Genomic DNA, 14,883 nt, shown 5'->3' with positions numbered 1-14,883 from the left:
TGTGCGCCTTGCCGAACAGCGACTTGCACACCACCGCTACGCGGTAGCCCCGTTCACGGGCCTCGATGACAGCGCGTAATCCCGCGCCGCCGGCGCCGATCACGACAACGTCGTACTCAAGCCGTTCCACTTCCGTCATGGATTCGACAGGCTCCTCGTATTCGGCCGGACCGCGCAGTCGGCGCGGTTCGGCGGACGGGCAAACGGTGCGGGTCTAGCCGATGAAACGCAGGTCGGAGATGGTGTCGCTGGCGACGAGCATGATGTAGAAGTCGGTCAGGATCAGCGTTCCGAGCGTGATCCAGGCCAACTGCATGTGCCGCGTATTCAGCTTCGAAATCTGCGTCCACATCCAGTAGCGCACCGGGTGTTTGGAGAAGTGCTTGAGCCTGCCGCCGGTCACATGCCGGCACGAGTGGCACGAGATCGTGTAGGCCCACAGCAGGACCACGTTCGCGACGATGATGATGTTGCCCAGCCCGAAGCCGAACCCACCGTCCTCGCCGTGGAACGCGTAGATCGCGTCGTAGGTGTTGATCAGCGAAACGATCACCGCCGCATAGAAGAAGTAGCGGTGCACGTTCTGCACGATCAGCGGCAGCTTCGTCTCGCCGGTGTACTTCGCGTGCGGCTCGGATACCGCGCACGCCGGCGGTGACATCCACACCGACCGGTAGTAGGCGCGCCGGTAGTAGTAGCACGTGATGCGGAACCCGAGCAGGAACGGCAGCACCACGAAGCCGAGTGGAATCCACATCGGCAGCTCGGGGAACGGCGTGCCGAAGTGGCTCGATCCCGGCACGCACGAATCGCTGAGGCACGGCGAGTAGAACGGCGTCAGGTAGTGGTACTGCTCCACCCAGTAGGCACTGCGCACGAAGGACCGCACCGTGGCGTAGATGATGAAGACCGCCAGACCGAGATCGGTCAGCAGCGGCGCGACCCACCATCTATCGGTGCGCAAAGTCCGGGCAGAAATCCTTGCCCGGCTTGGTGATTGAGTTCCTGTCCCGCTCTGATTCGTGCGTGCGGGCGCGCTCACTTGGTCCGCTCGCGAGAGTGGAAGCCAAGCCCTTCGTCCTGGGCGCCCATCCAGGCGGCCTCGTCGGAGCGACTATCGGGCACATAGACGACTTCGCGATCGCGTGCTGGCACGACGGGCGGCGGTGACTCTTCGAGTTCACCGGCGTCGATATCGAGTCGCTCGACGTCATTGGCGAGGCGTCGTATCGGAAGCGCGTCACCGTACTTCGATTGCAGCGACGATAGGCAATGCCTGAGCTGGCCGATCGAATCCCTGAGATCCGTGAATTCGGTGGTAGACATCGGTACACCTCCGATGGGCTGTGTGACTAACAGCACACTACATAAAACTGCCGCCTGCGTCAGAGTGGTTTTGCAAACGAATTTTCTTGAACTTCACATGCCACCATCAAGATCGATCACACGGTCGATCAGGCTCCTCCATGGGCCTTTGACCTGCGGTTCTCCGACAGTGGCGGTCAACTCTCCGGCATCGACGCGGTAGACGAACCGGTCCGCGCCTGCCTCGAGCCCGGCGCGCGACGCCTCGGCCCATGGACACGCGTCCACCAGCCGGCACACTTCGTCGGCCACCTCGGGCTGGTCGTCCAATTGCACCGACCACGTGCGGGTGATCCCGGCCACGCCGCCGGTGCGGGACACGGCTACGCGCATGTTCTCGTTCTACGCCTCGATGCCAACCGCGGCCCACCCTCTCCGTACGGCACGCACGTCGGCGGACGAGTCGCCGTACCGTGCGCCGGCGACGGCAACCGTGCGGGCCGCGAATTCGGCGAAGTCGGCGGTGCGGCTCAGTCCGCCGCTGATGATCGTCTCGAACCAGATCCGGCCTGCCCGTTCCCAGGCGTGGCCGCCGAGTTCGATGGCCGCCGTCGCAAACGCGCGGTTCGGAATCCCGGAGTTGATGTGCACGCCGCCGTTGTCGTAGTCGGCGTGCACGTAGTCGCGCATATGCGCGGGCTGTGGATCGCGACCGAGCACGTCGTCGTCGTAGGCGGTGCCAGGCGCGAGCAGGGATCGCATCGCAATGCCCTGAACCTCCTCGGTGAACACCTCGGCCCCGATCAACCACGACGCCTCCTCGGCGTGCTGGCCGAGGTGAAACTGCTCGACCAGTGCGCCGAACACGTCGGAGATCGACTCGTTGAGCGCGCCGGACGGGCCGCGGTACACCAAATCCACTGTGTGCGAGGTGATGCCGTGCGTGAGCTCATGCCCGATCACACTCAGCGACCCGGTGAAGCCGCGGAAAACCTCACCGTCCCCGTCGCCGAACACCATGCGGGTGCCATCCCAGAACGCGTTGTCGTACTTGCGCCGGAAGTGCACCGAGCCGTTCAGCGGCGCACCGGCACCGTCGAGCGAATCCCAGCCGTACGCCTGCGCGAAGAGCGCGTGCGTGGCACCGAATCCGTCGTAGGCCTCATCGACCGGCGGCGCGCCGGTCGGCGGTTGCCCCTCGCTGCGGACGACCATTCCGGGCAATTCGTCCCTGTTCTGTGCATCGCTGATGGTCCGGTTGGGCGTTGGCGCCCCCGGTACTGCGGGAGGTGGGGTGGTCCGGCGCGCAGTCGCCCGAAGCGTGGCGTCATGCCGCAGCGTCGTTACCGCGATCGCCGGCGCATGCCGCAGCCGCGGATGCTCGGCGATCGCGACCCGCTCGAGTACATAGGGCGGAACGAAGGCGTGGAACACGGCGGGGTCAGCCGATCGGTTCCCATGCGCGCGAGGCCGCCGACCGAAGCACGGCGTCGACAAACCGCGCCGCGCGAACGCCGTCGGCGAAGCGCGGCAGCCCGTCGGGATCCTCGCCCGCGATGGCCGCGTAGGTGTCAGCGACGAAGGCCTCGAAGCAGTAGCTGTAGCCCTGGCCATGTCCCGCAGGCAGTTTCGACAGCCGACGCTGTTCCGCGGCACCCACCGCCGGACTGCGCACCACCACACGACTGTCCGCGTCGCCGCCGATCCACGCCGACTCCGGGTTCTCCTGATCGAAAACCGCGCTGCCGCCGCTGCCGTCGAGTTCGAGCCACAGCCGGTTCTTTCGGCCCGCCGCTACCTGCGACACCGTGCACGTGGCAAGCACACCATTCGCTGTCCGCAACAGCACGACCGCGCTGTCCTCGGTGCTCACCGACACCATCTCCCCAGTGACATCACTTGCCGCCGTGAAGGATTCACCACCGACCAGTGGGCGCTCGGGGTAAGCGATATGCGTCTGCGCGGTGAGCTCGGTGAAGCGCTCGCCGCTGACGAACTCGGCGAGATCGCACCAGTGCGAGCCGATATCGGCGAAGGCTCGCGATACTCCGCCCTGCTCGGGGTCCACGCGCCACCCGGACACGGCGGGGGCGAGCATCCAGTCCTGCAGGTAGCACCCGTGCAGCAGGAGCAGCGATCCGAGTTCGCCGGACTCGCGGCGCGCCTTGATTTCCCGAACGATCGGATGGAAGCGATAAACGAACGGCACCGTCGCCACGACTCCGGCGCTTCCCGCAGCGGCATCGAGGGCCTCTGCTTCGTCCACATCCATACCGAGCGGCTTTTCGCAGATCACATGACGCCCCGCCGCGATCACCGCGTGCGCGTACGGAGCGTGGGTGGCGTTGGGTGTGGCGATGTGCACGACGTCGACGCCGGAGTCGAGAAGCGCGGCGAGGTCATCGAACGCCGCGACATTCCACTGTTCGGCGAATTCCCGCGATCGTTGCGGGCTCGACCCCAACACTCCGACGAGTTCCGCCCCCGCGAGTACCGCCCCGCGCCGGTGCAGTTCGGCGATCATGCCGGTGCCGATGATGGCCACGCGCAGCCGCGACGACGAGGCGCTCATGTGCGCCAAACCTACTCCAAAACAGGCCGATGAACGGGTGCGTCGCTATGGTTGGGCGATGGACTCGGCGGGCGGGCTGAGCGCTCTCGGCATCGACGTACACGGGGTATTTGTCGGGCTCGGGGTCGCGGCAGCGGCCGTCGTCTTCTATCTCGAGGCCCGCCGGCGCGATGCTCCTGCCCAGCAGTCCCTCGTCGCCGTGACGGGCGCACTCGTCGGCGGCGCGGTCGGCATGCGGCTCTCCGGTTGGGTCGAGCATCTGAATCCGGTGCAGAACCCGAGCGTGGTCGAGGCATGGGCATTCGGCGCCCGCAGCATTTTGGGCGGGCTGCTGGGGGCATACCTTGGCGTGTTGCTCGCCAAACGGCTCATCGGCTACACCGGAAAGACCGGGGACCTGTTCGCCCCGGCCGTCGCGCTCGGCATGGCCATCGGCCGGGTCGGGTGCCTGCTCACCGAAGCGCCGGGTCGGCCGACCAGCCTGCCGTGGGGAGTGCATGCACCCGCGGACACGCCGGAGTGCGCGGGCTGCCTCGCCGGATCGGCAATGCATCCCTCGTTCCTCTACGAGATCGTTTTCCAACTCGCCGCGTTCGCCGCCCTGCTGTGGCTGCGTTCCCGGGTCACCCGCCCCGGCGAACTGTTCACGCTCTATGTCGCCGCGTACGCCGTGTTCCGATTCTTCGTCGAGTTCACCCGGGCCAACGAGACGGTCTGGCTGGATCTGACGAGGCCGCAATGGTTCCTGCTACCAGGGTTGGTGTTGGTTGCCTGGCGGCTGTCGAAGGGTTACCACGCCGGCTACTACGACACCGTGCTGCGCAGGGAGGCGACACCGGCATGACGACACCCCCGTATCCGCCCTACCCGCCCGGACCGCCCGGCTGGGAACCGGGGAAACAACCGAGTTCGACCGGGCAGGTGGTCGGGTTGGCGTTCGCGGGTATCGGGCTGTTTATCGCAGCCAACCTCGCAGTCACATTCGTGGTGCTGCTCCTGAGTATTGACGGTTCCACCGGCTGGCTGATCGTCGGCGCAGCAGGCCTTGCCCTGTTCGCCTTCGGCGGCGGCATTAGCCTGGTCCTCCTGCGCCGGCCGTGGGCGAAGGGCCTTGGCCTCGGATTGATGATCGGATGGGCGCTGATGACCGTGGTTACGGCAGGCTTCTGCACTGGAGTCAATCCGGCGTTGTACTCATGACTGGCGGTATGCCACTGCGCGGCGATCGGGTCCTGCGTTACGTCAACGCGTTCTGCCCGCAGTGCCACATCGCAGATCCACGTCGCCCGCTGACACAGGTGCACCGGTTGTCCGGCCGACTCGTCGAACGCGACGGCCGGGTGTGGCTCGAACGCGGCTGTGCCACACACGGTCTGGTGATTTCGCTCTATGACGAAGACCCCGAGATCCTTGCCTACCTCGAGGAGTGGACAGCGCCGACAAAGACCCATACCCCGGACCACGCCGGCAATTTCGACCCGATCCCGTCCGCCTACCTGCGCGGGCTCCCCGAGATGCAAACCCAGCACACCTGCATTCTGCTGACCGACATCGCCGAAACCTGTAATCTGCGCTGTCCCACCTGTTTCACCGACTCATCGCCGGAGTTGCGCGGTGTCGTTCCGGTGGACGAGGTGCTCGCCAACGTCGATCAACGGCTCGCCCGCGAGCGCGGCAAACTCGATGTGCTGATGCTCAGCGGGGGCGAGCCCACTCTCCATCCGCAGCTGCCACATTTGCTGGATGAGCTCGTCGCGCGACCGATCACGCGAATCCTGTTGAACACCAATGGATTACTGATCGCTCGCGACGATGCCCTGCTCGACCTGGTTGCCCGCCATCGCGAACGGGTGGAGGTGTACCTGCAGTACGACGGCGTCACCGCAGAGACATCCCGGCACCACCGCGGTGCCGATTTACGCAGGCACAAAGACACCGCGGTTGCCCGACTATCCGCGCGCGGCATCTTCACCACGCTCGTCATGACCGCCGCCCTCGGCGTGAACGACGATGAGATCGGTTCGGTGATCAAAGTCGCGCTCGAGACCCCGTATGTCAGCGGCATTTCGCTTCAGCCGCAGTTCAGTTCGGGCCGTTCCGATCCGATCGACCCAACCGAGCGGCTCACCCACACCGGCGTGCTCGCCCGCCTCGGGCCACAAACCGATGGATTGGTCACCTGGCAGGACCTCACCGCATTGCCATGTTCGCACCCGCACTGCTGCTCGGTGGGGTACCTCATTCGCGACGACGCCGGCCAATGGCGGTCGCTCGTCGGTCTGATCGGGCATGACCGCCTCAAGCAGAATCTCGGCCTGGTCGCGAACCGCATCGCCGACGACGAAATACCCCGCGAACTACGCCTCGCCGTACAGGAATCGCTGCTTGGATTGCTGTCCGAACAGTCATCCCTCTCGCACCCCGAGATCGGCGAGATCTGGCGCCGCATCGGGGAGAACTGCGACCTCGGTATGCCGACACTTCTCGCGATGGCATCCGCCTCGCTACCCGGTCGACGCCGTCGGCTGCGGAAGATGCTTGGCGAGAGGATAATTCGCATCACGATCAAGCCGTTCATGGACATGAACACCATGATCGAGGAACGCCTCACGCAATGCTGCGTGCATGTCGGCACCCGTAACGGTGCCGACCAGTGCGCGCCGTTCTGCGCCGTGCAGGCATGGCCGGCGTTGAGCGATCAACGGCTTTCCGCGACCGCACGAGCGGAGTTGCCGCTCCTGAAGTGATGCGGGTCAGCTCGCGTTGATCAGCGAACGCCGGTAGCGGGCACGATTGACCAGCTGCACAACCGCCGCGGCCACGCCGGCCGGATCCTCCAGGATGACGCTGTGCCCTGCACCTTCGACGCACACGAACTCGGCGTGCGGCAACCTGGTTGCGATGCTCCGCGAATGTTCCGGTGGGGTAAGCAAATCCGCGGATCCGACGAGCACCAGAACCGGGACATCGGTGAGCAACCGCAGGGTGTCGGATTCATCGAGATCGATGAATGAGCCGAGGAAGGCTGCCATGGTCACGATCGACGTGTCGTTCAGCATCGCCGCGGCGAGCGCGACCATGTTTGGGTTCGCGGGCCCGCGACCGAACGACGCTACGCGCGCGATTCGCCCGCACAGCCGACCACCGAGGCGTTTGGTCACTTCCATCGTGCGCGGCGCATGGCGCACGGCGCCCTGCAGCAGCGAGATGGTCGGGCGGTGAAGGTAGCGACCGAGCCCGAGTGTCGTGAGCCCGGTCGCGGCGGTGGCGATCAACCCGATTCCAACTACTCGAGTTCCGATCGCCTCGGGGCGCAAGCGCAGGTAGGCGAGCGCGGCCATCGCGCCCATCGAATGTCCGATCAACACCACCGGTCCGGCGGGCGCGACCGTGCGCAGTACCGCGTCGAGGTCGTCGCCGAGTTGCTCGAGCGTGCAGCTGTCCTGCGTGGCCAAGCCGGACGAGCCATGGCCGCGGTGGTCGTAGCTGATGATCCGAACGTCCTCGCCCCACTGCGGTGCCAAGTGCTGGCACAGATAGACCCAGGACTCGGCGTGCAGGCAGTGCCCGTGCAGGAAGACAACCGTGAGCTGGGCGCCGGCCGGGCCGTATTCGCGCACAGCGATCGGCACACCGTCATCGGCCACCACCATGCTGCGTCGCGGCAGCGGCAGCGGCGGCACGACCACCGGGTCGTCGGCCGGTGCGACATCGTCGACATTGACCATGGCGCGCTCCGTTCGGGTCTCTTCTCGGTTGTCGGAACACGGCTGGCACCTCGTTACGGCCGATCCGATTCGTTACGGTCTCGACGCACAAACGATGCAACCGATAACCGGCGGGTTGCCGGAACGCGCCGGCGTGGGCAAGCTCGAGGTAATGGACCACGCATCGGTCATCTGGTTCCGCAGGGATCTGCGGCTGTCCGATCTGCCGACGCTGGTCAGCGCGGCAGGATCGAGTGAGCAATCGGTGGCGTTGTTCGTTCTCGACGACCGACTGCTCGCCACCTCGGGCCCACCGCGGCGGAACTTCCTGCTCGGCTGCCTGCGCGAGCTGGACGACCGGCTGGGCGGGCGACTCCTCGTCGTGCACGGCGACCCGGCCGAAGTGGTGCCGCTCGTTGCGCGCCGATACGAGGCCACGAAGGTGCACGTCAGCGCCGATTTCGCGCCGTACGGCACACGCCGCGATGCGGCGGTCGCGGACGCGCTGGGCGACGACGCCGAACTCGTCGCCACCGGCTCGCCCTACGCCGTGTCACCCGGCCGGGTGCGCAAGGCCGATGACACGCCTTATCGCGTGTTCACCCCGTTCCGCCGCGCCTGGGCAGCGCACGGTTGGCCTGCGCCCGCCCGGACGAGCGCGAACACCGTCGATTGGATCGATCCCGAAAGCTATCGTCGGCGCGTGGCTATCCCGGCCGACGACGACCTCGGCGACGTGCGACTGCCCAAGGCTGGCGAGGCCGCCGCACGCAAGCGCTGGCGGGAGTTTCGCGACGCGCACCTGAACGATTACGCGACCGACCGGGACCGACCGGACCGGGATGGAACCACCCGGATGTCGCCGTACCTGAAGTTCGGCTGCATTCATCCCCGCACGCTGCTGCACGACCTGTCCGGACACAGCGGGAAGGGCCCCACCTCGCTGCGCGACGAGTTCGCTTGGCGGGAGTTCTACGCCGATGTGCTGCACCACAATCCGCACACCGCGCGCGAGAACTACAACAGCAAGTTCGACGCCATCGAATACGACTCGGGCAAGGAAGCCGAAAACCATTTCTACGCTTGGTGTTCCGGCACCACCGGGTTCCCGATCGTGGACGCCGGGATGCGGCAACTCCTCGCGGTCGGATGGATGCACAACCGGGTTCGCATGATCACGGCGTCGTTTCTCACCAAGGACCTTCACCTGCCCTGGTGGCGCGGCGCAAGGCACTTTATGCAGCACCTGGTCGACGGCGATCTCGCCTCAAACCAGCACGGCTGGCAGTGGACCGCCGGGTGTGGCACCGACGCAGCGCCGTACTTCCGGGTGTTCAACCCGACCACGCAGGGCGAGAAGTTCGATCCCTCCGGCGACTACGTGCGGCAATGGGTGCCCGAGTTGCGGGACGTTCCGGGCAAGAAGGTCCACTCCCTGCCGGACGGGCCACCCGAGGGTTACCCGGCACCAATCGTCGATCACCGCCACGAGCGCGAGGTCGCACTGCAGCGCTACGCAGCGCTCAGCTGATGTGAAGGCTTTCTATTGCTTTCTACTGCTGTAGCTAGATTTCGCTAGACAGCCATAGCGTCCGGCTCACACCGAGGTTCGGGTATTCGGTATGACCGGGCGGTGCAGGTTCTTTTCGGTCGACGCGCCACTTTGCCAGTCGGCGATCCACGGCCCGGTGCCCTCGCTCTGATCGATCACGCCGGCCTCGAGCCAGGTGTGACGCCCGGCCAGCACGTCGTGGGCAATGTGGGTGTCCACGTCGTCGGTGTTCTCCCACAGTGCATCGAAGAGCGCGTCGACCCGCAGACGGGCCTGCTGGCAGAACGCTTCGGCCAGGTCCACCGCAGCCGCGCCCTCGTGCTCGCTCTCGCTGCGCTGCATGTCGGCGCGTACACAGACGGCCGCCATCGCGAACAACTCGGCGCCGATATCGACGATCCGGCCCAGGAAGCCCTGGCGATGCTCGAGTTTCGCCTGCCAGCGAGCCATGCCGTACAGCATCGAGCGCGCGAGCTTGCGCGACTTGCGCTCGACGTAACGCAAATGCGTTGCAAGTGAACCGAATTCGGCGTAAGAGTTCGGCACCTGACCCTTGCCCGCGACAAGTTGCGGGAGCCATTTCGCATAGAACCCGCCCGCGCCGAGCGCTGCCTTGGCCTTGGTGGCCGTATCGGCTTTCGGGTTGATCAACTCACCTGCCGCGGTGACGTGGGCATCGGATGCCTCGCGAGCCACCAGCAGCCGCATGATCTCGCTCGAGCCCTCGAAGATCCGATTGATCCGCAGGTCACGCAACTGCTCCTCGGCCGGCACCGCACGTTCGCCGCGCGCCCGAAGCGACTCGGCCGTCTCGTACCCGCGGCCACCGCGGATCTGAATCAGCTCGTCGGCGATCTTGCAGCCCATCTCGCTGGCCCACAGCTTCGCGAGCGCGGCCTCGATCCGGATGTCGTTGCGTCCCTCGTCGGCCATCTGACCCGACAGATCGAGCACCGCCTCGAGCGCGTATGTGGTCGCAGCGAGGAAGGACAGCTTCTCCGCGACGGCCCCGTGCTCGCCGACGGGCCGGCCCCACTGCACCCGCGCACCCGACCATTCGCGCGCGATCTTCAGGCTCCACTTTCCCGCCGCCGTACACAGCGCCGGAATTGCGAGGCGACCCGCGTTCAGCGTGGTTAGCGCGATTTTGAGGCCATCACCCTCGCGCCCGATGAGGTTCTCGCGCGGCACCCGCACCTTGTGCATGCGCGTGACACCGTTCTCGATGCCGTGCAAACCCATGAAGGCGTTGCGCCGTTCGACGGTGATGCCCGGCGAATCGGCCTCGACCACGAAGGCGGAGATACCCCCGCGGTGGCCGTCGCTCTTGGGCACACGTGCCATCACCACGAGCAGCTCGGCGATAACGCCGTTCGTCGTCCACAACTTCACGCCGTCGAGTTCGTATGCGGCGCCGTCCTCGATCGGGGTCGCAAGGCTCGCCATGCGGGCCGGGTCGGAACCGACATCGGGCTCGGTGAGCAGGAAGGCGCTGATCGCACCCCTCGCGCAGCGCCGCAGGTACTCCTGCTTCTGCTCCGGCGTGCCGGCAAGTTTGAGCGGTTCGGGGACACCGATCGATTGATGTGCGGAAAACAGCGCACCGAGGCTCGGATGCGTCGAACCGACGATCATCAGAGCACGGTTGTAGGCAACCTGGGACAGCCCCAAGCCGCCGTACTCCGGGGGGATCTTGAGCCCGAAGCAACCGAGCTCGGCGAAGCCACGAATGACTTCATCGGGGATCTTCGAATCACGTTCGATGACCGAACCGTCGACGCCCTTGCAGAACTCGGTGAGCCTTGCGAGGAACTCGTCGGCCTCCGCGACCTCCTCGGGTTTTGGCCGCGGATAGGGATGCACCAGGTCGAGCCGGAACCTGCCCAGGAACAATTCCTTCGCGAAGGAGGGCTTGATCCACTCGGATTCCCGGGATTCTTCGACGAGTGCGCGGGACTGTTCTTCTGTCGCCTCGACCTTTGCCGTTGTGGTCATGGGGACGCTCCTCAGAGTGGGCTCGGGTTCGTCTACCCCCATTATGACTCGCCAGTAACTTATCGGGTCATTTCCGCAGAATCGTCGGCCCCGAAAGCCATTCCCGCAGGTAGCCGTACACGGCGTCGTGATTGAGCAAAGTGAAGTGGTTGGCCGATGGCAGGTGCGCGCCGTCCTCGTCGCGGAACCCGATCCGCCTGCTCCCGCTGCGCCCGGACGCGCTGGGAACCAGCACGAGGCCGTCGCCGAGCATTGCACCGAGCGGATTGCGCTCCGATGCGACGATGCCCGCCGAGACGAAGCAGTGCATCACGCCGTCGAGGAGTGGGACCTCCCGGCATGCCGCGGTAAACAGTGCCTCCGGGTCACGGTCGTGCCAGTCCTCGTCGACGAGCGAGCCGCCCCGCAGGTCGCGGATACCGGCACTGCGACGGCGCAATAGCCGCCCGATCGGACGCGATTCGGGCAGCAGATTCAGCGCCGCACCGGCGTAGTGGACGATCCGCTCGAGCGGCGCGCCGTAGTGCGGCGAGCCGAGGCAGACGATCTGATGGACGCGGCGCACCCAGTACTCGCCGGCCGCATCCGCGCGATGACAGGCCGACCGAGCAACCAGCCCGCCCATCGAATGTCCAACCAGCGCAAGCCGTTCCACCTCGACCGGCCAGGTGGCGATAAGCGCCGCAAGCAGTTGCGAGAGCGTCTCGCCGTTCGCCGAGATATGCCTGCCGGTGTTGAAGCGGATCTCGACCGGCGTAACGCCGAGGTCGTGTGCGAGCCGCTCACCGTAGGTCGGGCGACCGCCGAGCCGCCAGGCCCGCTCGGTCTCGCACAGTCCGTGCAGGAACACCACAATCGTCCCGCTTGCGTGCGGATAAGCGTCCGAGAGGTCGGTCGCAGTTGGTGCGATCGGACGACCGTTCACTCGAATCGACATCGGCGTTGCCAACGGTGAGCGTTCGACCTCGAGTGCGTCGCCGCGCAGGCCCTGCAGGATGCCGAGGAGCGCCGTGCCGCGCGGGGACTCCGATGGGCGCACCCGCTCCTCATAGCCGAGATCGAGCAGATGGCCCGCGGCGGCGCCGGTGGCCTTCGCCGACCCGGCGACCAGCGCATAGATCGCGCCCGAGATCCCGTCGTGGGCAAGCTGAACGGGCGTGGCGGAATCACCGATGCCGCGCCGCACCCCTGCGAAGATCCTGTCGGACACCGCGCGATGGATGTTGCCGATGCCACCGACGGCACCGCCGAGCTCGGCGAGCGCGAGCGCGGTCAGCGCGCTGGTTTCGGATCGCGTGCGCGGGGCGACATCGGTCACGGATTTGAGTGTACGACTGTGCACTCAAATCCGCTGGGCATTAGACCTGCTACTCGACGTCGGCGACGCCGCGCAGATACCGGCCGAAGTGCGGCACGGTGAAGCCGATCGTGCCGCGTTCGGCCGAGTAGATCAGCCCCTTCTTGATGAGCCCGTCCCGCGCCGGCGAAAGCGACGCCGGTTTGCGGCCGAGTTCGCGAGCCACCGCGGCCGTCGCCACTGGTCCATCGTCGCCGGACAGATCCGCCATCGCACGCATGTACTCCCGCTCGGCGGGCGTGGCGCGCTCGTAGCGCGAGCCGAAGAAGCCAACCGCGAGTTCCTCTTCGGCCGCGGGCGCAGCGACCCGAACGTCCTCGGCTGTGATCGGGCTATCGGCAGCGTGATCCCAGGTCGCCTTGCCATAGGCCTGCACGAAATACGGGTAGCCGTCGGCCATTTGGTAGAGCACGTCGAGCGCATCGTCGGTGAACTTGACGTCCTCGCGCTCGGCCGGGGCAATCAGCGCATGGTCCGCGGCGGCGCGTTCGAGCCGATCGATCCGGTGGTAGCTGAACAGGCGTTCGGAATAACTCTTCGAGGCCGACAGCACCGCGGGCAGGTGTGGCAGACCGGCGCCGACAACGATCAACGGCGCGGCATCCTGACTCAGCTCGTGGCAGGCGCCGCAGATCGCGGAGACGTCGGCCGGGCCGATGTCCTGCATTTCGTCGATGAAGATTGCAATGCCGACGCCGATGTCACGCGCCAATCCCGCTGCCTCGAGCAGCAATTCGACGAGATCGATCTCGATATCACCGGAATCCGCACGTCCGGTTACCGCCGGGACATCGATCCCGGGCTGCCACCGTTCCCGCATGCCCTTGTCTGCCGTCGCGCGCAATGCGAATGCCTTGAGGATGCCCAGGAAGTCGTCCACCATTTCGGGGTTTCGATGCGCCGAGGCGATCCCGCGCACCGCCATATGCAGCGCGGAGGAGAGCGGACGCCGCAGGTCCTGCTCGGGGCGGGCCTCGATTTTCCCCGTTCCCCAGCCGCGGGTTTGCGCGGTGGATCGAAGCTGGTTGAGCAGCACCGTCTTTCCGACCCCACGCAATCCGGTGAGGACGACGCTGCGCTCCGGTCGGCCGCGTGCGATCCGTTCCAGCACCACATCGAAGGCGTCGAGCTGCTTGGTCCGGCCGGCCAGCTCGGGCGGACGCTGGCCTGCACCGGGGGCGTACGGATTGCGCACGGGGTCCATGCGCGCAGACGGTAGCAAGCGGGGATAGCCAATTCTGGGAACATCTAGGGCGTGTCCTAGAGATGTCTAGCAACTGCAATCGAACTCGGTGTATCGAGAGTATTCGTGAATATTGTGCACACTTTAGATTGCACTAGATATCCGAATGGACGGGATCGCGACTTTGCGATGACGATATTCGGCAATCTCGCTGGAGCACTAGATAGCGCTAGATCCCGCTACGGACCGCGGCCGGCCGAGCTTCCCGAGTGCAAACCTTGTTGCCGGGGGTGAAATTTCGCACCCAGGAACACAATTTGCACCCGCGAAGCGGCTACGTACCGGGCCTAGTTCAGCTCCGCCCGCATCAGATAGACGTTGTAGTCCGACCACGTGCTGATCGTGTAGTAGAGCTCGTTGCCCTTGGACCACGGATGGATGAACCCGCCGTAGAGGAACGGGAAGGTCGCGATCGTCGTCGTGGGCACACCCTCGGTCCAGGCACCCTGCGGAGACTTGGCCTCCCGCAACACGATCGCGCCCTTCGCGGTGTCCAGGTACGACATCTGCCAGGCGTCGCGCTGGACGTCGTAGCGCACGGACAGTTCGCCGGCCGGCCCCCGCACGATGGGGGTGGCCGCGGTGTATCCGCCCACCGGCGTCCATGCGCCGTTCTGCCAGTACTGATACGCAGTGGTGTTCAGCACCTGATCCTTCGGCACTCGGGCCAGCCCGACGTCACCGAGTCGGGTATTCGGCGTGCCGAACATGTAGACGTAATCACCGTGCGGCACCATCGAGGTGACCTGGAAGTTCGTCAGCCCGAAGATGTTGTCCCACTTGGCATACGGATCCTTCGTCCACGTTTCGCCGTGGTCGTCGGAGTACGCGATGCCGCCGTAGTTGGTGAAGTTCGTGCCCGGGACGCTGTTCCAGGTACGCATCGACATGTAGCTCATGTACTGCCGGCCGCCGAGCGCGAAACCGGATGTCGGGATCACGGTGATCTCGACGTTGTCGATCTTGCGGCTGCTTAGCAATTCGGCTGCGTGACAACGGGTGTCCTGCACCATGCGGTCGAAGATCATGCCGTCGGAAAGGTTGGTGTCGGTACTGAACGCGAGCACGTTGCTACGCCAGTCCTCACCGAACCCGCCGGGCGGATGGAAGCCGCGGCCCACCGTGTCGCCGAATGCCGAGGCGATCTCGCCT

Annotated in this window: 15 protein-coding genes; 4 read left to right on the top strand and 11 right to left on the bottom strand. The window is 65.9% G+C overall.

Annotation, left to right across the window (positions count from 1 at the left end; genetic code table 11):
- From A8G08_RS27220 to A8G08_RS16550, 6 genes are all read right to left on the bottom strand, one after another.
- Positions 1-139: FAD-binding protein (locus A8G08_RS27220; RefSeq protein WP_157108619.1), on the bottom strand; the 139-nt coding region annotated here is incomplete at its 3' end.
- A 75-nt stretch (positions 140-214) separates the two neighbouring features.
- Positions 215-1,042, bottom strand: a complete 828-nt coding sequence (locus A8G08_RS16570; protein WP_068276339.1) for a hypothetical protein — start codon at positions 1,040-1,042, stop codon at positions 215-217.
- Entirely contained in the window at positions 1,039-1,326 is a 288-nt protein-coding gene (locus A8G08_RS16565; RefSeq protein ID WP_068276335.1) for a hypothetical protein, read from the bottom strand. The genes A8G08_RS16570 and A8G08_RS16565 overlap by 4 nt, the downstream gene beginning before the upstream one ends.
- 93 nt (positions 1,327-1,419) lie before the next feature.
- Positions 1,420-1,698 (bottom strand): protealysin inhibitor emfourin, encoded by a 279-nt coding sequence (locus tag A8G08_RS16560; protein WP_068276332.1) that lies wholly within the window; start codon positions 1,696-1,698, stop codon positions 1,420-1,422.
- Positions 1,699-1,707: 9 nt separating this feature from the next.
- Complete coding sequence (locus tag A8G08_RS16555) at positions 1,708-2,739, bottom strand: M4 family metallopeptidase (RefSeq protein ID WP_068276328.1); 1,032 nt, start codon at positions 2,737-2,739, stop codon at positions 1,708-1,710.
- A 7-nt stretch (positions 2,740-2,746) separates the two neighbouring features.
- Positions 2,747-3,877 (bottom strand): Gfo/Idh/MocA family protein, encoded by a 1,131-nt coding sequence (locus A8G08_RS16550; protein ID WP_068276324.1) that lies wholly within the window; start codon positions 3,875-3,877, stop codon positions 2,747-2,749.
- A gap of 58 nt (positions 3,878-3,935) precedes the next feature.
- Here A8G08_RS16550 and A8G08_RS16545 point away from each other — a divergent pair, with 58 nt between their 5' ends.
- From A8G08_RS16545 to A8G08_RS16535, 3 genes are read left to right on the top strand one after another with little or no spacing between them, the layout of a single operon-like run.
- Complete coding sequence (locus A8G08_RS16545) at positions 3,936-4,721, top strand: prolipoprotein diacylglyceryl transferase (RefSeq protein WP_068276321.1); 786 nt, start codon at positions 3,936-3,938, stop codon at positions 4,719-4,721.
- Positions 4,718-5,077, top strand: coding sequence for a hypothetical protein (locus A8G08_RS16540; protein ID WP_245672856.1), 360 nt, complete (start codon positions 4,718-4,720; stop codon positions 5,075-5,077). The genes A8G08_RS16545 and A8G08_RS16540 overlap by 4 nt, the downstream gene beginning before the upstream one ends.
- Positions 5,074-6,624: a radical SAM protein gene (locus A8G08_RS16535; protein WP_068276318.1), complete on the top strand. Its 1,551-nt coding sequence runs from the start codon at positions 5,074-5,076 to the stop codon at positions 6,622-6,624. Before A8G08_RS16540 ends, A8G08_RS16535 begins: the two co-directional genes overlap by 4 nt.
- A gap of 6 nt (positions 6,625-6,630) precedes the next feature.
- Here A8G08_RS16535 and A8G08_RS16530 read toward each other — a convergent pair whose 3' ends face one another.
- Positions 6,631-7,605, bottom strand: a complete 975-nt coding sequence (locus A8G08_RS16530; RefSeq protein ID WP_342669665.1) for an alpha/beta fold hydrolase — start codon at positions 7,603-7,605, stop codon at positions 6,631-6,633.
- 151 nt (positions 7,606-7,756) lie between these two features.
- On the opposite strand from A8G08_RS16530, the gene A8G08_RS16525 reads away from it, so the two are divergent.
- The gene (locus A8G08_RS16525; RefSeq protein ID WP_068276341.1) at positions 7,757-9,115 is read left to right on the top strand and encodes a cryptochrome/photolyase family protein; all 1,359 of its coding nucleotides are present in this window, start codon (positions 7,757-7,759) and stop codon (positions 9,113-9,115) included.
- A gap of 66 nt (positions 9,116-9,181) precedes the next feature.
- Here A8G08_RS16525 and A8G08_RS16520 read toward each other — a convergent pair whose 3' ends face one another.
- The 4 genes from A8G08_RS16520 to A8G08_RS16505 all read right to left on the bottom strand — a co-directional run.
- A complete protein-coding gene (locus A8G08_RS16520) occupies positions 9,182-11,131 on the bottom strand; it encodes an acyl-CoA dehydrogenase family protein (RefSeq protein WP_068276315.1) in 1,950 nt (649 codons plus the stop codon).
- 67 nt (positions 11,132-11,198) lie between these two features.
- Positions 11,199-12,449 (bottom strand): alpha/beta fold hydrolase, encoded by a 1,251-nt coding sequence (locus A8G08_RS16515; RefSeq protein ID WP_068276312.1) that lies wholly within the window; start codon positions 12,447-12,449, stop codon positions 11,199-11,201.
- A gap of 49 nt (positions 12,450-12,498) precedes the next feature.
- On the bottom strand, positions 12,499-13,692 hold the full coding sequence (locus A8G08_RS16510) for an AAA family ATPase (protein ID WP_068276308.1): 1,194 nt from the start codon (positions 13,690-13,692) through the stop codon (positions 12,499-12,501).
- A gap of 326 nt (positions 13,693-14,018) precedes the next feature.
- The coding region (locus A8G08_RS16505; protein WP_157108618.1) for a glycoside hydrolase family 183 protein at positions 14,019-14,883 on the bottom strand (865 nt) is incomplete at its 5' end.

The organism is Aldersonia kunmingensis, from assembly GCF_001646865.1.
GTDB classification, from domain to species: domain Bacteria; phylum Actinomycetota; class Actinomycetes; order Mycobacteriales; family Mycobacteriaceae; genus Aldersonia; species Aldersonia kunmingensis.
This window is presented reverse-complemented; position numbering and strand designations above follow the sequence as displayed.